Origin of the sequence: Pseudomonas sp. UBA6753 (genome assembly GCF_002453565.1) — a bacterium.
Lineage (GTDB): Bacteria > Pseudomonadota > Gammaproteobacteria > Pseudomonadales > Pseudomonadaceae > Aquipseudomonas > Aquipseudomonas putida_Z.
Genome location: NZ_DKHD01000006.1, coordinates 1 through 16,930, shown reverse-complemented (window position 1 = coordinate 16,930; position 16,930 = coordinate 1). Strand labels below are relative to the sequence as shown.

Annotated in this window: 21 protein-coding genes; 12 read left to right on the top strand and 9 right to left on the bottom strand. The window is 64.4% G+C overall.

Annotation, left to right across the window (positions count from 1 at the left end; translation table 11 throughout):
* Nucleotides 1–3: 3 nt before the first annotated feature.
* On the top strand, nucleotides 4–639 hold the full coding sequence (locus tag B2790_RS03595) for a C40 family peptidase (RefSeq protein WP_025340966.1): 636 nt from the start codon (nucleotides 4–6) through the stop codon (nucleotides 637–639).
* A gap of 127 nt (nucleotides 640–766) precedes the next feature.
* Here the strand turns inward: B2790_RS03595 and B2790_RS03590 are convergent, their stop codons facing one another.
* Nucleotides 767–1,765, bottom strand: coding sequence for a type IV pilus twitching motility protein PilT (locus B2790_RS03590; RefSeq protein WP_286918278.1), 999 nt, complete (start codon nucleotides 1,763–1,765; stop codon nucleotides 767–769).
* A gap of 65 nt (nucleotides 1,766–1,830) precedes the next feature.
* On the opposite strand from B2790_RS03590, the gene B2790_RS03585 reads away from it, so the two are divergent.
* The 9 genes from B2790_RS03585 (at nucleotide 1,831) to B2790_RS03545 (ending at nucleotide 8,401) form a co-directional block, all read left to right on the top strand.
* Nucleotides 1,831–2,517: a YggS family pyridoxal phosphate-dependent enzyme gene (locus tag B2790_RS03585; protein ID WP_286918277.1), complete on the top strand. Its 687-nt coding sequence runs from the start codon at nucleotides 1,831–1,833 to the stop codon at nucleotides 2,515–2,517.
* A 38-nt stretch (nucleotides 2,518–2,555) separates the two neighbouring features.
* Nucleotides 2,556–3,374, top strand: a complete 819-nt coding sequence (gene proC / locus B2790_RS03580; protein ID WP_025340969.1) for a pyrroline-5-carboxylate reductase — start codon at nucleotides 2,556–2,558, stop codon at nucleotides 3,372–3,374.
* 10 nt (nucleotides 3,375–3,384) lie between these two features.
* Nucleotides 3,385–3,975 carry a YggT family protein gene (locus tag B2790_RS03575; protein ID WP_013974619.1) on the top strand — a complete coding sequence of 197 codons (591 nt, stop codon included), beginning with the start codon at nucleotides 3,385–3,387 and terminating at the stop codon, nucleotides 3,973–3,975.
* 100 nt (nucleotides 3,976–4,075) lie between these two features.
* Complete coding sequence (gene metX, locus B2790_RS03570) at nucleotides 4,076–5,215, top strand: homoserine O-succinyltransferase MetX (protein ID WP_286918276.1); 1,140 nt, start codon at nucleotides 4,076–4,078, stop codon at nucleotides 5,213–5,215.
* 7 nt (nucleotides 5,216–5,222) lie between these two features.
* Nucleotides 5,223–5,843, top strand: coding sequence for a methionine biosynthesis protein MetW (metW, locus tag B2790_RS03565; RefSeq protein WP_015272149.1), 621 nt, complete (start codon nucleotides 5,223–5,225; stop codon nucleotides 5,841–5,843).
* A 22-nt stretch (nucleotides 5,844–5,865) separates the two neighbouring features.
* Nucleotides 5,866–6,300, top strand: coding sequence for a DUF4426 domain-containing protein (locus B2790_RS03560; protein WP_286918275.1), 435 nt, complete (start codon nucleotides 5,866–5,868; stop codon nucleotides 6,298–6,300).
* Complete coding sequence (gene rdgB / locus B2790_RS03555; protein ID WP_003257822.1) at nucleotides 6,297–6,893, top strand: RdgB/HAM1 family non-canonical purine NTP pyrophosphatase; 597 nt, start codon at nucleotides 6,297–6,299, stop codon at nucleotides 6,891–6,893. The genes B2790_RS03560 and rdgB overlap by 4 nt, the downstream gene beginning before the upstream one ends.
* Nucleotides 6,890–8,065: a radical SAM family heme chaperone HemW gene (gene hemW / locus B2790_RS03550; protein ID WP_075046652.1), complete on the top strand. Its 1,176-nt coding sequence runs from the start codon at nucleotides 6,890–6,892 to the stop codon at nucleotides 8,063–8,065. Before rdgB ends, hemW begins: the two co-directional genes overlap by 4 nt.
* A gap of 9 nt (nucleotides 8,066–8,074) precedes the next feature.
* Nucleotides 8,075–8,401, top strand: a complete 327-nt coding sequence (locus tag B2790_RS03545) for a DUF3392 domain-containing protein (RefSeq protein ID WP_003257821.1) — start codon at nucleotides 8,075–8,077, stop codon at nucleotides 8,399–8,401.
* Between the two features lie 265 nt (nucleotides 8,402–8,666).
* On the opposite strand, the gene trmB is transcribed toward B2790_RS03545, so the two are convergent.
* From trmB to B2790_RS03525, 4 genes are all read right to left on the bottom strand, one after another.
* Nucleotides 8,667–9,389 carry a tRNA (guanosine(46)-N7)-methyltransferase TrmB gene (trmB, locus tag B2790_RS03540; RefSeq protein WP_013974624.1) on the bottom strand — a complete coding sequence of 241 codons (723 nt, stop codon included), beginning with the start codon at nucleotides 9,387–9,389 and terminating at the stop codon, nucleotides 8,667–8,669.
* 9 nt (nucleotides 9,390–9,398) lie between these two features.
* Nucleotides 9,399–10,193, bottom strand: a complete 795-nt coding sequence (locus B2790_RS03535) for a thiazole synthase (protein WP_013974625.1) — start codon at nucleotides 10,191–10,193, stop codon at nucleotides 9,399–9,401.
* A 53-nt stretch (nucleotides 10,194–10,246) separates the two neighbouring features.
* Nucleotides 10,247–10,447, bottom strand: a complete 201-nt coding sequence (gene thiS / locus B2790_RS03530) for a sulfur carrier protein ThiS (protein WP_003257817.1) — start codon at nucleotides 10,445–10,447, stop codon at nucleotides 10,247–10,249.
* 103 nt (nucleotides 10,448–10,550) lie between these two features.
* A complete protein-coding gene (locus B2790_RS03525) occupies nucleotides 10,551–10,922 on the bottom strand; it encodes a DUF423 domain-containing protein (protein WP_015272153.1) in 372 nt (123 codons plus the stop codon).
* 64 nt (nucleotides 10,923–10,986) lie between these two features.
* On the opposite strand from B2790_RS03525, the gene mtgA reads away from it, so the two are divergent.
* Nucleotides 10,987–11,697, top strand: coding sequence for a monofunctional biosynthetic peptidoglycan transglycosylase (gene mtgA / locus B2790_RS03520; protein WP_085587709.1), 711 nt, complete (start codon nucleotides 10,987–10,989; stop codon nucleotides 11,695–11,697).
* Nucleotides 11,698–11,865: 168 nt separating this feature from the next.
* On the opposite strand, the gene rpoH is transcribed toward mtgA, so the two are convergent.
* The 4 genes from rpoH to ftsY form a co-directional block, all read right to left on the bottom strand.
* Nucleotides 11,866–12,720 (bottom strand): RNA polymerase sigma factor RpoH, encoded by an 855-nt coding sequence (gene rpoH / locus B2790_RS03515; RefSeq protein ID WP_003249083.1) that lies wholly within the window; start codon nucleotides 12,718–12,720, stop codon nucleotides 11,866–11,868.
* 111 nt (nucleotides 12,721–12,831) lie between these two features.
* On the bottom strand, nucleotides 12,832–13,854 hold the full coding sequence (ftsX, locus tag B2790_RS03510; RefSeq protein WP_286918274.1) for a permease-like cell division protein FtsX: 1,023 nt from the start codon (nucleotides 13,852–13,854) through the stop codon (nucleotides 12,832–12,834).
* Complete coding sequence (ftsE, locus tag B2790_RS03505) at nucleotides 13,851–14,522, bottom strand: cell division ATP-binding protein FtsE (protein WP_013974630.1); 672 nt, start codon at nucleotides 14,520–14,522, stop codon at nucleotides 13,851–13,853. Before ftsE ends, ftsX begins: the two co-directional genes overlap by 4 nt.
* A 2-nt stretch (nucleotides 14,523–14,524) precedes the next feature.
* Nucleotides 14,525–16,051, bottom strand: coding sequence for a signal recognition particle-docking protein FtsY (ftsY, locus tag B2790_RS03500; RefSeq protein WP_286918273.1), 1,527 nt, complete (start codon nucleotides 16,049–16,051; stop codon nucleotides 14,525–14,527).
* 230 nt (nucleotides 16,052–16,281) lie between these two features.
* On the opposite strand from ftsY, the gene B2790_RS03495 reads away from it, so the two are divergent.
* Nucleotides 16,282–16,930: M16 family metallopeptidase (locus B2790_RS03495; protein WP_286918272.1), on the top strand; the 649-nt coding region annotated here is incomplete at its 3' end.

Genomic DNA, 16,930 nt, shown 5'->3' with positions numbered 1-16,930 from the left:
TCTATGCCGCCTTTACTCAAGACATGGCTGACCCTCTGCCTATTATTGCCCCTGGCCGCCCACGCCACCAATCGTGAGCAACGTCTTCCCAATGGTTTTACCGGCTACACCACCAATGCCTCGGTAAGACATGCACCGGTCAAGCAGACCGCGCTGCGCACCCGCCCAAGCAATGCCGCCAGCAGCCGCAGCGTGCCCGGTGCGCCGGTCGCCGCCATGTCGCCGAAGCAGAGCAGCGATGTGCTCAGCCGTGCGGTGAATGTGCTCGGCACCCCTTATGTCTGGGGCGGCAGCAGCCCGAAGAAAGGCTTCGACTGCAGCGGGCTGGTCAAATACGCCTTCAACGACGTCGCCGACGTCGACCTGCCGCGCACCTCCAATGCCATGGCCCAGGGCCACGGCGTCAAGGTAGCCAAGGGTGACCTGAAGCCAGGTGACCTGATCTTCTTCAACATCAAGAGCCGCCGGGTGAACCACGTTGCCATCTACCTGGGCAACGACCGCTTCATCCATGCTCCACGCCGTGGCAAGCGGGTAAGCATCGACACCCTGAGCAAGCCTTACTGGCAGAAGCATTACGTGGTGGCCAAGCGAGTGCTGCCGAAAGAACAGCAGCAGCTGAACCTGGCCAAGCGCTGATCTGATCGGCGCTCTCCTGTATCGGCCTCTTCGCGGGCACGCCCGCTCCCACAGGTACCGCGTCGCTCTCGCGGGCAGCGCCATTCCTGTGGGAGCGGGCGTGCCCGCGATGGGGCCGGTACAGCCACTACAAGTCATCGATCAGCCCTCGCTCCCTCAGCCCCCGCATCGCCCCTTCCATCGTCCGCATCCCGTCCGCACCACCCGCCTGCATCACCGAACACAACTGCGCCATCCGCCCCTCCCGAACCAGGTTACGCACCGCTGACGTCACCACCAGCACTTCCCGCGCAGCAACCCGCCCACCGCCCACACGCCTGACCAGCACCTGCGCCACCACCAGGCGCAACGACTCGGCCAGCATCGCCCGCACCAGCGGCTTCTCTTCGGCAGCGAACACCTCCACCAACCGGTCAATACTGCTCACCGCCGAACGCGTATGCACGGTCGCCAGCACCAGGTGCCCAGTCTCGGCCGCTCGCAAAGCCAGGCGAATGGTTTCCAGGTCGCGCAGCTCACCGATCATGATCACATCCGGGTCCTGACGCAGGGCACTGCGCAGCCCCTGGGCGAACCCACCGCAATGGCGGCCGACCTCACGCTGGTTGACCAGGCTGCGCTGGCTACTATGGATAACTTCGACAGGGTCTTCGAGGGTGATGATATGCAGAGCCCGATCGCGGTTCAGTTGGTCAAGCAGTGCCGCCAAGGTGCTGGACTTGCCGCTGCCGGTCGGCCCACCCACGAGGATCAAGCCATCGCTGCACTGCGCAACAGCTTGAAACACATCCCCCAGGTCGAGTTCATCGAGCGTGGCGATATGCCCCGGGATCAGGCGAAAGGTGGCCGCAGGGCCATGCAACTGGCGAAACAGGTTCAGCCGAAAGCGCCCCAGCACCGGCAATTCCAGCGCCAGGTCCAGCTCATCACCCTCGGCCCACTGTCGGCGCTGGTCTTCATCCAGCATGGGTGCCATGCCCTCGGTCAAGGTCGCCGGGCCCAAGGTCGGCAGGGCCATGCGCTGCAGCTCGCCATCCAGGCGCAACATCGGTAACTGGCCCGCCGCCAGGTGCAGGTCGGAAGCCCCCGCATCCACGGCCCGGGCCAACAGGTCGGTCACATCCATGAGACTCCCCAAAGGCCTTCAAGTAGGTAGAATGCCGCAAACCCTCCAGCCGCCGGCATCAGTCCATGTCCACCCTAGCAGACAACCTTTCCGCTATTTCCGCCCGTATCGCCAGCGCTGCCCAAGCTGCCGGGCGTGATCCGGCCAGCGTCCAGTTGCTGGCCGTGAGCAAGACCAAGCCAGCCAGCGCCATCCGCGAAATCCACGCCGCCGGCGTATGCGATTTCGGGGAAAACTACCTACAGGAAGCGCTGACAAAGCAGCAGGCACTCAGCGACCTGCCCTTGATCTGGCACTTCATCGGCCCCATCCAGTCGAACAAGACCAAAGCCATCGCCGAGCATTTCGACTGGGTACATTCCGTGGACCGCCTGAAAATCGCCCAACGCCTCTCGGAGCAGCGCCCGGCCGGTCTGCCACCACTGAACATCTGCCTGCAGGTGAACGTCAGCGGCGAAGACAGCAAATCCGGCTGCACCCCTGCCGACCTGCCGGCCCTGGCCAAAGCGATAGCCGCACTGCCCAACCTGCGCCTGCGCGGGCTGATGGCCATTCCCGAACCCACTGATGACCGCGCCGCCCAGGAAGCCGCCTTCGCCACCCTGCGCCAGTTGCAGGAAGGCCTTGGCCTTGGTCTGGACACCCTGTCCATGGGCATGAGCCACGATCTGGAAGCGGCCATTGCACAGGGTGCGACCTGGGTGCGTATCGGTACCGCCCTGTTCGGTGCCCGCGATTACGGGCAGCCCTGATTCCATGCTTTACTCACTCTTTCCTACAAGGACCTGACATGAGCAAGACTCGTATTGCCTTTATCGGCGCCGGCAACATGGCCGCCAGCCTGATCGGTGGTCTGCGTGCCCAGGGCCTGGACGCCTCGCAGATCCGCGCCAGCGACCCGGGCGCCGAGACCCGCAGCCGCATCCAGGCCGAGCACGGCATCGAAACCTTCGAGAACAACGCTCAGGCCATCGATGGTGCCGACGTCATCGTCCTGGCGGTCAAGCCCCAGGTCATGAAAGCCGTGTGCCAAGCCCTGCAACCAAACCTGCAGGATGGCCAGCTGATCGTTTCCATCGCCGCCGGCATCACCTGCGCCAGCCTGCAAAGCTGGGTCGGCGCTCGCCCTGTGGTGCGCTGCATGCCCAACACCCCGGCACTGCTGCGCCAGGGCGTCAGCGGCCTGTACGCCACCGCGGAAGTATCCAGCGAACAACGCCAGCAGGCCGAGCAACTGCTGTCGGCCGTGGGCACCGCCCTGTGGCTCGAGCAGGAGCAGCAACTGGACGCCGTGACGGCAGTCTCCGGCAGCGGCCCGGCGTACTTCTTCCTGCTGATCGAAGCCATGACCGCGGCAGGCGAAAAGCTTGGCCTGCCACGTGAAACCGCCTCCCAGCTGACTCTGCAGACAGCCTTGGGCGCCGCACGCATGGCGGTTGCCAGCGATGTCGATGCTGCCGAACTGCGCCGCCGAGTCACCTCGCCTGCAGGCACTACCGAAGCGGCGATCAAGTCGTTCCAGGCCAGCGGCTTCGAAGCCATTGTCGAACAGGCGCTGCAGGCTGCGGCTACACGTTCCGCCGAGCTGGCCGAACAACTGGGCAAATAAGGAGCTTCAGATGAATGCACTGTCCGGCGCCGCGATCTTCGTGGTGCAAACCCTGGTCAGCCTGTATCTGGTGATCGTCCTGCTGCGCTTCGTCCTGCAGCTGGTCAAGGCCAACTTCTACAACCCGCTGTGCCAGTTCGCCGTGCGTGCCACGCAGCCGCTGCTCAAGCCGATCCGCCGGGTCATCCCCAGCGTTGGTGGGCTGGATACCTCGTCGCTGCTGTTGTCGGTGGTCATCCAGGCGTTGCTGATGGCTTTCGTGCTGATGGTCACCTACGGCACCTTCGGTGACATCCTGCACCTGCTGATGTGGGCCATCATCGGTATCACCTCGCTGTTCCTGAAGATTTTCTGGGTGGCGATGATCGTCATGGTGATCGTGTCCTGGGTTGCTCCCAACAGCCACAACCCGGCGGCCGAACTGGCCTACCAGATCAGTGAACCGGTGCTGGCACCGTTCCGCCGCATCGTGCCCAACCTGGGCGGCATGGACATCTCGCCGATCTTCGCCTTCCTCGCGATCCAGGTAATCCAGTCGTTCGTCATGCCGCCGCTGGCCGCCTACGCCGGCATGCCACAAGAGCTGTGGCGGATGATCTGAGCCTCACCCTGACCCTGGTTGCTTCCAGCGACAAGCCTCTGCTTGCCGCTGGGGGTAGCGCTCTTTAGACTTACGCCTCCGTCAAGCGTGAGCAGGGTCGATGTCCACTGTCTTTCCCGAAGATTCCGTCGGTCTGGTAGTACCGCAAACCGCCCGGTTCGATGAACCGCTGGCACTGGCTTGTGGCCGCTCCTTGGCCAGTTACGAACTGGTCTACGAGACCTATGGCACCCTGAACGCCAGCGCGAGCAACGCCGTGCTGATCTGCCATGCCCTTTCCGGCCACCACCATGCCGCTGGCTACCATGCCCCCACCGACCGCAAGCCGGGCTGGTGGGACAGCTGCATCGGCCCTGGCAAGCCGATCGACACCAACCGCTTCTTCGTGGTCAGCCTGAACAACCTGGGCGGCTGCAACGGCAGCACCGGCCCCAGCAGCATCAACCCGGCCACCGGCAAGCCCTATGGCGCCGACTTCCCGGTGCTGACCGTGGAAGACTGGGTGCACAGCCAGGTGCGCCTCGCCGAGCGCCTGGGCATCCAGCAGTGGGCCGCCGTGGTCGGTGGCAGCCTGGGTGGCATGCAGGCGCTGCAGTGGACCATCAGCTACCCCGAGCGCGTGCGCCATTGCGTCGACATCGCCTCGGCGCCCAAGCTGTCGGCACAGAACATCGCCTTCAACGAAGTGGCACGCCAGGCCATCCTCACCGACCCCGAATTCCACGGTGGTTCGTTCCAGGACCAGGGCGTGATCCCCAAGCGCGGCCTGATGCTGGCGCGAATGGTCGGCCACATCACCTACCTGTCGGACGACTCGATGGGTGAAAAATTCGGCCGCGAGCTGAAGAGCGACAAGCTCAACTACGACTTCCACAGCGTCGAATTCCAGGTCGAGAGCTACCTGCGCTACCAGGGCGAGGAGTTTTCCGGGCGCTTCGACGCCAACACCTACCTGCTGATGACCAAGGCGCTGGACTACTTCGACCCCGCCGCCGCCCAGGGCGGCGACCTGGCGGCCACCCTGGCCCACGTCAAGGCGGATTACTGCATCATGTCGTTCACCACTGACTGGCGCTTCTCCCCGGCCCGTTCGCGCGAGATCGTCGACGCCCTGATGGCCGCGCGCAAGAACGTCTGCTACCTGGAGATCGACTCGCCTTACGGGCACGACGCCTTCCTGATCCCCACGCCTCGCTACATGCAGGGTTTCTCGAACTACATGAACCGCATTGCCATCTGAGGACAGCATGAGAGCCGATCTGGAAATCATCCACGACTGGATCCCCGCCGGCAGCCGGGTACTCGACCTGGGCTGCGGCAGCGGCGAACTGCTGGCCTCGCTGCGCGACCGCAAGCAGGTCACCGGCTATGGCCTGGAGATCGACGCCGACAACATCGCCGCCTGCGTGGCCAAGGGCGTCAACGTCATCGAGCAGGACCTGGACAAGGGCCTGGGCAACTTCGCCAGCAACAGTTTCGACGTGGTGATCATGACCCAGGCCCTGCAGGCCGTGGAGTACCCCGACCGCATCCTGGACGAGATGCTGCGCGTGGGCCGCCAGTGCATCATCACCTTCCCCAACTTCGGCCACTGGCGTTGCCGCTGGTACCTGGCGACCAAAGGCCGCATGCCGGTTTCGGACTTCATGCCGTACACCTGGTACAACACGCCAAACATCCACTTCTGCACCTTCGCCGACTTCGAAGAGCTGTGCCACGAGCGCCGCGCCAAGGTGCTAGACCGCCTGGCGGTCGACCACTTGCACCGCAACGGGTGGGGTGGCCGGCTTTGGCCTAATCTTCTAGGTGAGATCGGCATCTACCGCGTCAGCAGCCCGGGCCTGCAAGAACATCAGCTCGCGGTCTGACGCCCACCGGAGGAATCACCCCATGCGTCGCCTAGCCCTGTTCCTGTTCAGCCTGTGCCTGGCCCTGCCGGTACTGGCTGCCGATGCTGCCCGTCCCGAGCGCAAGGAAGTGTTTGGCGACGTGACGGTGCACTACAGCGCGTTCACCTCGAGCATGCTGACACCGGAGGTGGCCGCAGCCACCGGCCTGGTACGCAGCAAGAACCAGGGCGTACTCAACATCGCCGTGCTCAAGGCCAACAAGCCCGCCACGGCGGTGGTCAGCGGCACGGTCAAGGACCTGACCGGGCACAGCAGCCCGCTGTCATTCAAGCAGATCACCGAACAGGGCGCGGTGTACTACATCGCCCAGTTCAAGATCGACCAGGCAGAGACCGTCACCTTCGACCTGAATATCGAAACCGGCGGCATCAGCAACTCCCTCAGCTTCAACCAGGAAGTGTTCCCAGGCGAATGATGAATTTCCAGCAACTCGTATTGGCCAGCCACAACGCCGGCAAACTCAAGGAACTCCAGGCCATGCTCGGCGCGTCCGTGCAACTGCGCTCGATCGGCGAGTTCAGCCAGGTCGAGCCGGAAGAAACCGGCCTGTCGTTCGTCGAGAACGCCATCCTCAAGGCGCGCAACGCCGCACGCATTTCCGGCCTGCCGGCCCTGGCCGACGATTCGGGCCTGGCGGTGGACTTCCTCGGCGGCGCGCCTGGCATATACTCGGCGCGCTATGCCGACGGCAAGGGTGACGCGGCGAACAACGCCAAGCTGCTCGAAGCGCTGAAAGACGTGCCTGAAGCCGAGCGCGGCGCACAGTTCGTCTGCGTCCTGGCACTGGTGCGCCATGCCGACGACCCGCTGCCGATTCTGTGCGAAGGCCTGTGGCACGGGCGCATCATGTTCGAGGCCAGTGGCGAGCACGGCTTTGGCTACGACCCGCTGTTCTGGGTACCGGAGCGCAGCTGCTCCAGCGCCGACCTGGCCCCTGTGGACAAGAACCAGCTCAGCCACCGCGCCCGCGCCATGGCCCTGCTGCGCCAACGTCTGGGCCTGGCATGATCGAAACGCTGTCCACCCCCGGCGCGGCGGGCTTCACCAGCCTGCCGCCGCTGGCGCTGTACATACACATCCCGTGGTGCGTACGCAAATGCCCTTACTGCGACTTCAACTCCCACGCTGCCGGGCCTGAACTGCCGGAAGATGCCTACGTCGCCGCCCTGCTGACCGACCTCGACCAGGAACTGGCCGCCGTGCAAGGCCGGCCGATCAGCTCGATCTTCTTCGGCGGCGGCACCCCCAGCCTGTTCAGTGCCGACGCCCTTGGCCGACTGCTGCGTGGCGTAGAGCAACGCATCCCGTTTGCGCCGGACATCGAAATCACCCTGGAGGCCAACCCGGGCACGTTCGAGCAGGACAAGTTCAAGGCCTACCGGCAAACCGGTATCAACCGTCTGTCCATCGGTGTGCAAAGCTTCCAGCCAGCCAAACTGCAGGCGCTGGGGCGTATCCACAATGGCGATGAAGCGGTCCGCGCTGCCGGCATGGCACGCGCCGCCGGCTTCGACAACTTCAACATGGACCTGATGCACGGCCTTCCCGACCAGTCGCTCGACGACGCGCTGGGCGACCTGCGCCAGGCCATCGACCTGGGGCCGACGCACCTGTCGTGGTACCAGCTGACCGTGGAGCCGAACACGGTGTTCTGGAACCAGCCGCCCGAGCTGCCCGAGGACGACATCCTCTGGGATATCCAGGAGGCCGGCCAGGCACTGATGGCCGAACACGGCTTCCGCCAGTACGAGGTCTCGGCCTATGCCCAGGCGGGGCGCGCTGCCCGGCACAACCTCAACTACTGGCGCTTTGGCGACTTCATCGGCATCGGCGCTGGTGCCCACGGCAAGCTGACCTTCGCCGACGGGCGCATCCTGCGCACCTGGAAAACCCGCCTGCCCAAGGACTACCTGAACCTGGCCAAGCCGTTCAAGGCCGGCGAAAAGCTGCTGCCAGTCGACGAGCTGCCGTTCGAGTTCCTGATGAACGCCCTGCGCCTGACCGATGGGGTGGAAGCCGAACTGTTCACCCAACGCACCGGTTTGCCGCTGGCACAACTGCGCGAGGCACGCCGCGCGGCCGAACAAAAAGGCCTTTTGCAGGTCGAACCGGATCGACTGGTGGCCACGCCAAGGGGCCAGTTGTTCCTCAATGACCTGCTGCAGTATTTCTTGACCTAAGGATGACCCATGGATCTGGTACTTGATCTGCTCGCGACGGTTTCTCGCTGGAGCCGCAGCAACCTGTCGGAGATTTCACTGGCCTTGGTAGGCTGCCTGCTGGTGCTGTTCGGCACCGATATCAAGGGCTGGGTGGAACAGCGCCTGGGCGGCCTGGCGGGCGCCCTGCGCGTACCGTTCATGGCTTTGCTGGTGATGATCGGCAGCGGTGCGGCGCTGATCTATGCCACACCTTGGGTGGTGAAAGGGCTGAGCCAGTTCAACAACTACGCGCTGGCGCCGGTGTTGCTGGTGGTACTGGTGCTGATCGGGGTGGTGGCGGATCGACGGGGCTGAGCCACGGCCTTGCACTGAACCTTGCAGGAGCAACTGTCTTGCTCAAAATTTAAATGCGCATGCGGTCACTGTGGGAGCGGGCATGCCCGCGAACACCGGCAAAGCCGGTGCCATCCACCGCGTCGCCTGTTTCGCGGGCACGCCCGCTCCCACAAAGTCCCGAACGCTCTTGAGCGCAGTCATAAAAAAACCGCCCTTCTCAAGGCGGTTTTTTTTCGCCTGCATTTCTGCAGGCATCGGCATATCGAAAGGCCGTATCAGCCGGTCAATCCACCTTCTCGAACTTCAAATCCCAAACCCCATGCCCCAGCCGCTCGCCGCGGCGCTCGAACTTGGTGATCGGGCGCTCTTCCGGGCGCGGCACGTAGGTACCGTCAGCCGCACGGTTGCGATAGCCCGGGGCAGCGCTCATCACTTCCAGCATGTACTCGGCATACGGTTCCCAGTCGGTGGCCATGTGGAACACGCCACCGGGCTTGAGCTTGCGTCGTACCAGCTCGGCGAACTCTAGCTGGACGATGCGGCGCTTGTGGTGGCGCGCCTTGTGCCATGGGTCGGGGAAGAACAGCATCAGGCGGTCGAGGCTGTTGTCCGCCACGCAGCGGTTCAGCACTTCGATGGCATCGCAGTCATATACCCGCAGGTTCTTCAGGCCCTGGGTCAGCACGCCGTTGAGCAGCGCGCCAACACCCGGGCGGTGTACTTCCACACCGATGAAGTCCTGTTCAGGCGCGGCAGCAGCCATTTCCAGCAGGGAATGGCCCATGCCGAAGCCGATCTCCAGGGTGCGCGGCGCCGAGCGGCCGAACACCTGGTCGTAATCCACCGGGCTGTCGGCCAGCGGCAGGATGTACAGCGGGCCGCCCTGCTCCAGGCCACGTTGCTGGCCTTCGGTCATGCGCCCGGCGCGCATCACGAAACTCTTGATGCGGCGGTGCGGGCGGGCTTCGCCGTCGGGGGTGATCGGCGTATCGTGCGATTCAGTCATCAGGGGCTCTTACTTGATCAGACCATCCAGCGGCGAAGAGGCGCTGGCATAGAGTTTCTTCGGCATACGGCCGGCCAGGTAGGCCATGCGACCGGCGACGATGGCGTGCTTCATGGCCTCGGCCATCAGCACCGGCTGCTGGGCGTGGGCGATGGCCGAGTTCATCAGCACCGCTTCGCAGCCCATTTCCATGGCGATGGTGGCGTCGGACGCGGTACCCACGCCAGCATCGACCAGCACCGGCACCTTGGATTCTTCCAGGATGATCTGCAGGTTGTAGGGGTTGCAGATACCCAGGCCGGTACCGATCAGGCCAGCCAGCGGCATGACCGCGATGCAGCCGGCTTCGGCCAGCTGGCGGGCGATGATCGGATCGTCGCTGGTGTAGACCATCACGTCGAAACCATCCTTGACCAACACTTCGGCGGCCTTGAGGGTTTCGATCACATTGGGGAACAGGGTTTTCTGGTCAGCCAGTACTTCCAGCTTGACCAGGTTGTGGCCATCCAGCAGTTCGCGGGCCAGGCGGCAGGTGCGCACGGCTTCGACCGCGTCGTAGCAGCCAGCGGTGTTCGGCAGGATGGTGTAGCGGTCCGGTGGCAGCACATCGAGCAGGTTCGGCTCGCCCGGGTTCTGGCCGATGTTGGTGCGGCGCACGGCAACGGTGACGATCTCGGCACCCGAGGCTTCGATGGCCAGGCGGGTTTCTTCCATGTCACGGTACTTGCCGGTACCGACCAGCAGGCGCGACTGGAAAGTACGCCCGGCCAGGGTGAAGGGCTTGTCGCTACGAACGTTGCTCATGGTTGTTCCTCGGGAAAAGGTTGCTGGGCTTGCAGGTGAATCGCCGGCCGGAATCAGCCGCCACCGATGGCGTGGACCACTTCGACCTGGTCGCCGTCGTTCAACAGCGTGCTGTCGTGCTGGCTACGCGGCACGATATCCAGGTTAAGTTCCACCGCGACGCGGCGCCCGGTCAGCTCCAGGCGGGCCAGCAGGGCCGCGACGCTTTCGCCAGCGGGCAATTCGTAAGGTTCACCGTTCAGTTGAATGCGCATGCGCACGGCCACCATTGTTCTTTGGGGGCCCGCATTCTAGCGCTGAACCGCCCTGCAACCCAAGGGCGCTGCACGCCATTAGTCGCGATTGTGGACCACTCGGTCAACCGAGCCGCCAGGCTGCCAGGCCCAGGCACAGCCAGCCGGCGAGGAAGCACAGGCCACCAATCGGGGTGATGATGCCGAGCTTGCCCAGGCCGCTGAGGGTCAGCAGGTACAGGCTACCGGAGAACAGCACTATCCCCACGGCAAACAGGCCGCCAGCCCAGCCGACCAGGCGCCCTGGTAGGTGCACCGAGAGCACGGCGACAGCGAAGATCGCCAGGGCATGCACCAACTGGTAGGTCACACCAGTCTGGAAGATCGCCAGATAGTCGGCCGTCAGCCGGCTTTTCAGGCCATGGGCAGCGAAAGCGCCCAGGGCCACACCGGTGAAGCCGAAAAAGGCGGCAAGCATCAGGAAGCTGCGAAGCATGGGACGACTCCTTGGATCGGGTCTGTATAATGGCCCCTTCCACCCGTACGGCCAAGCCATCGTCATGCTGCCAACCCTTCTCCGCCGCCTCTCCCGCGCCCTGCTCTGGTTCGCTGCCGGCAGCATCGTGCTGGTGCTGGTGTTCCGCTGGGTGCCACCACCCGGTACGGCGCTGATGGTCGAGCGCAAGGTGCAGTCCTGGGTGAATGGCGAGCCGATCGACCTGCAGCGCGACTGGGAGCCGTGGGAGAACATCTCCGATGACCTCAAGGTCGCGGTCATTGCTGGCGAGGACCAGAAGTTCGCCAACCACTGGGGTTTCGACATCCCGGCTATCCAGGCGGCGCTGGCCTACAACGAGCGCGGCGGCAGCATTCGCGGTGCCAGCACCCTGACCCAGCAGGTGGCCAAGAACCTGTTCCTGTGGTCCGGGCGCAGCTGGTTCCGCAAAGGGCTGGAGGCCTGGTTCACCGCGTTGATCGAGCTGTTCTGGTCGAAGGAGCGGATTCTCGAGGTCTACCTGAACAGTGCCGAATGGGGCAAAGGTGTGTTTGGCGCCCAGGCGGCAGCGCGCTACCACTTTGGCATCGATGCGAGCAGGCTTAGCCGCCAGCAGGCGGCGCAGCTGGCGGCGGTGCTGCCGAGCCCGATCAAGTGGAGCGCCAGCCGACCGAGCGCCTATGTGGCCAGCCGAGCCGGCTGGATTCGCCGGCAGATGAGCCAGTTGGGTGGGCCCAGCTACCTGATGCAGCTCGACACTTCGCGCAAGCCTTGAGGGCCTCTTCGCGGGCACGCCCGCTCCCACAGGGCCAGCATTACCCCTGAGGCCTGTGCAGTACCTGTGGGAGCGGGCGCGCCCGCGAAAAGGCCGGTAAATCTTGCGCAAAAAAAAAGCCGCTCACCCCATACGGGCCAGCGGCTTTTCCTTGCAGCCAAGGCTCGATCAGGCCGCGATCAGCGCCTTGACCTTGTTCATCGCATTCTTCTCCAGCTGGCGAATCCGCTCAGCCGAAACGCTGTACTTGTCCGCCAGCTCATGCAACGTGGCCTTCTCTTCCGCCAACCAGCGCTGGTAGAGGATGTCGCGGCTACGCTCGTCCAGCCCTTGCAGTGCTTCGTGCAGGTTGCTGGTGGAGTTGTCGCTCCAGTCGGCATCCTCCAGCTGCACCGCCGGGTCGTAACGGTGGTCTTCCAGGTAATGCGCAGGCGACTGGAAGGCACTGTCGTCGTCAGCTTCCGCTGCCGGGTCGAAAGCCATGTCCTGGCCGCTGAGGCGGCTTTCCATCTCGCGCACTTCACGCGGCTCCACGCCCAGGCTTTCCGCCACGCGGTGCACTTCGTCGTTGTTCAGCCAGGCCAGACGCTTCTTCTGGCTGCGCAGGTTGAAGAACAGTTTGCGCTGGGCCTTGGTGGTAGCCACCTTGACGATGCGCCAATTGCGCAGGATGAACTCGTGGATCTCTGCCTTGATCCAGTGCACGGCGAACGACACCAGGCGCACGCCCATTTCCGGGTTGAAGCGCTTGACGGCTTTCATCAGGCCGACGTTGCCTTCCTGGATCAGGTCGGCCTGGGCCAGCCCGTAGCCGGCATAGCTACGGGCGATATGTACGACGAAACGCAGGTGGGCCATCACCATTTGACGAGCGGCCTCGACATCCTGCTCATAATAGAGACGCTCGCCCAGATCACGCTCCTGCTCGACAGTCAGCAGCGGGATGCTGTTGACCGTGTGCACGTAGGCTTCCAGGTTTGCACCGGGTACCAGGGCATAGGCAGGTTGCAACGATGTGGTCATTCAAGAACCTCCGACTTACAGAACTCGCGCCTTGTGGGCGCTGCCAACATTGACCTGGAACGACGGTACAAGTTCCATAGTGAAGAATTTGTCAATGCTGGCACGTAAAAACTATCGCGGCGCCAGCTCGTTCAAATGGCGGGCCACTGCGATCCATGCACCGATATACCCCAACAGCACCGCTCCGATCAAGAGCGACAGACCATCGGACGCCGGCACCCCGCCCAGGGCGAAGTCGCTGCCATACAGCCCGGAAAGCCCTACCACCGCCTCGTTCAGCCAGTTCAGGCCAAACGCCAGGATGCCCCATGCGATCACCCCTGCACCCAGGCCATACAGCGCGCCCATGTACAGGAAAGGCCGGCGTACGTAGGCATCCGTGCCACCGACCAGCTTGATCACTTCGATCTCGGTACGGCGGTTTTCAATGTGTAGACGAATTGTGTTACCGATTACTAACAGCAGGGCAGAAATCAGCATCACGGCCAGGCCAAAGACAAAGCGGTCACCCAGCTTGAGGATGGCCGCCAGGCGCTCGACCCAAACCAGGTCGAGTTGCGCCACGTCCACCCGCGGCAGCTCCGACAGGCGCTGACGCAAGGCTTCCAGGGCCGGCTTGTCGACTTCGGTAGGGGTCACCACCACCACGCCAGGCAGCGGGTTGTCAGGCAGCTCACGCAGGGCTTCGCCCAGGCCGGACTGTTGCTGGAACTCCTCCAGCGCCTGCTCGCGGCTGACATACTGCGCGTCGGCCACACCAGGCATGCCCTTGATCTCGTCACGCAGCGCCTCGCCTTCGCGGCTGCCGGCATCGAGCTTGAGGTACAGCGAAATCTGCGCGGCGCGCTGCCACGAGCCGCCAAGCTTCTCGACGTTCTTCAGCAGCAGCGACAGGCCCATGGGCATGCTCAGCGCCACCGCCATCACCAGGCAGGTGAAGAAGCTGCCGATCGGCTGCTTGCCCAGCCGGCGCAGGCTGTCGGCCATGCTGGCACGGTGGCTTTCCAGCCAGGCATGCAGCAGCGTGCGGAAATCCGGGCCGTCATCGTCGTCGTGCTTTTTCTTCGCCGGTTGCGGGTCGGCCGGTTTCGGCGCAACCCGCTCGGAAACCTTCGGCGTACGTGTAGTGCTCATTGCCCGGCCTCCCCATCGCCGATCAAGCGGCCGCGCTGCAAGGTCAGCATGCGGTGGCGCATGCGCGCAATCAGTGCCAGGTCGTGGCTGGCGATCAATACCGTGGTACCCAGGCGGTTGATGTCCTCGAACACCCCCATGATCTCCGCGGCCAGGCGCGGGTCGAGGTTACCGGTGGGTTCGTCGGCCAGCAGCAGGGCTGGCTGGTGAACGATGGCGCGGGCGATGCCTACCCGTTGCTGCTGCCCGGTGGACAGGTCGGCCGGGAACAGCTCGCCCTTGTCGGCCAGCGACACTCGCTCCAGCGCCGAGTCCACGCGCTTGGCGACCTCGGCCTTGGACAGGCCGAGAATCTGCAGCGGCAAGGCGATGTTGTTGAACACCGTGCGGTCGAACAACAGCTGGTGGTTCTGGAACACCACGCCGATCTGCCGGCGCAGGAACGGGATCTGCGAGTTGCTGATCTGGCCCAGGTCCTGCCCGGCCAGCATCAGCTTGCCGCTGGTCGGGCGCTCCATGGCCAGCAGCAGGCGCAGCAAGGTGCTCTTGCCCGCGCCCGAGTGGCCGGTGACGAACAGGAATTCGCCCCGGCGCGCCCGGAAACTCAGCTCATGCAAACCCACATGACCATTGGGATAGCGCTTGGCAACCTGTTCGAATCGGATCATGTTCAGTCTCGCTCGGCGAACAGAGCCTTGACGAACGGCTCGGCTTCGAAGGTACGCAGGTCGTCGATGCCTTCACCGACACCGATGAAGCGGATCGGCAGCTTGAACTGCTTGGCCAGGGCGAAGATCACCCCGCCCTTGGCAGTGCCGTCCAGCTTGGTCAGGGCCAGGCCGGTCAGTTCGACGCTCTGGTTGAAGTACTTGGCCTGGCTGATGGCGTTCTGGCCGGTGCCCGCATCGAGTACCAGCAGCACCTCGTGCGGCGCCTCGGCGTCGAGCTTGCCGATGACCCGGCGGACCTTCTTCAGTTCTTCCATCAGGTTGTCTTTGGTGTGCAGGCGGCCAGCGGTGTCGGCGATCAGCACGTCGACGCCACGGGCCTTGGCGGCCTGTACGGCATCGAAGATCACCGAAGCGGAGTCGGCGCCGGTGTGCTGGGCGATCACCGGGATCTGGTTACGCTCGCCCCACACCTGCAGCTGCTCGACTGCAGCGGCACGGAAGGTGTCGCCAGCAGCCAGCATCACTTTCTTGCCTTCGAGCTGCAGCTTCTTGGCCAGTTTGCCGATGGTGGTGGTCTTGCCGGCGCCGTTCACACCGACCACCAGAATCACATAGGGCTTGTTCTGCGCCTGTACCACCAGCGGCTGCTCGACCGGGCGCAGCAGCGCAGCCAGTTCTTCCTGCAGCGACTTGTACAGGGCATCGGCGTCAGCCAGCTGCTTGCGGGCAACCTTCTGGGTCAGGTTCTGGACGATGGTGGAAGTGGCTTCCACGCCAACGTCGGCGGTCAGCAGTCGGGTTTCGATTTCGTCGAGCAGGTCGTCATCGATGACTTTCTTGCCCAGGAACAGGCTGGCCATGCCCTCGCCGATGCTGGCGCTGGTCTTCGACAGGCCCTGCTTGAGGCGGGCGAAGAAGCCGGGCTTGGCCTGCTCGGCCTGCGCGGCGACCGGGGCTGCAGCCACAGGGGCAGCAGGCTCTGGTGCAGGGCGTTCCGGGATGGCGGGCGGCGCTTTCGGCTCCAGATCCGGCACCAGGGCCACGGGTTCTTCGGCAACCGGCAGCACCAGGTTGCTGACCGGCGCGGCCGGTTCGACGACCGGGGCCGACTCGACAGGGGCTGGCTCGACCGGGGCCGCCTGCAAGGGCATGGACGCGACCGGCTGCGGTGCAGGTGCCACCAGTGGCTGGGACGCGACCGGCTCGGGTTCAGGGGCCTGCAACGGCTGGGAAGCAACCGGTTCGGGGACAGGGGCCTCGACCACCGGGGATTGGACGGGTGCGGCGACCTGCTGCGGTTCTGTCAGCTGTGGGGCCGCAGGGGCCTGAACGGGTTCAGGGGCCTGTGGCGCTTCGGCGGTAGCCCCCTCGACCGGAGCGGCTGCAGGCTGCTCGACGGCTGGGAGTTCATTCGCGGGCACGCCCGCTTCCACAGGTTGCTGCGGTTTCTTGCGAAACCAGCTGAACAGGCCTTTCTTCTCACCAGCCTCGGCCGGCGCTTTTTTGTCGTCGTTGGAACCAAACATGGAAGACGGCTATCTCAGGGTAGCGATGGGCCAGCTATGGCGCATCGGGAATTCTCTCTACGCAGAACAGACTATCTTGAAGCCGGCTGGTTCATGCGCAACGTTTTGTCTTAGTGTCCTGCGGGCCAGAACGGCGACAGGCATGGTCGCCAGGCAACCGGATCAGTATCCTAGCACCTCCTGGCCCGCCGACGCTAAACCAGCGGGCCGCCGAACAGGTTAAACACCGTATGAATGCTCTAGCCCGCCGCGCCGCTGGCCTGTTGCTCGGCACGCTCTGCCTGCCGCTCGCGGCCTTCGCCGCCGATGTGCAACCCACCCACGAATTCATCCTCGACAACGGCCTGAAAGTGGTCGTGCGCGAGGACCACCGCGCCCCGGTGGTGGTCTCGCAGATCTGGTACAAGGTTGGCTCCAGCTACGAAACCCCGGGCCAGACCGGCCTGTCCCACGCGCTGGAACACATGATGTTCAAGGGCAGCGCCAAGGTCGGCCCCGGCGAGGCTTCGCGCATCCTGCGTGACATTGGCGCCGAAGAAAACGCCTTCACCAGCGACGACTACACCGCCTATTACCAGGTGCTGGCGCGCGACCGCCTGCCGGTGGCCCTGGAACTCGAGGCCGACCGCCTGGCCAGCCTGCGCCTGCCCGCTGACGAATTCAGCCGTGAAATCGAGGTGATCAAGGAAGAACGCCGCCTGCGTACCGACGACCAGCCCAACTCCAAGGCGTTCGAGCTGTTCCGCGCCATGGCCTACCCGGCCAGCGGCTACCACACCCCGACCATCGGCTGGATGGCCGACCTGGAGCGCATGAAGGTCGAGGAACTGCGCCACTGGTACGAATCCTGGTACGCCCCCAACAACGCCACCCTGGTGG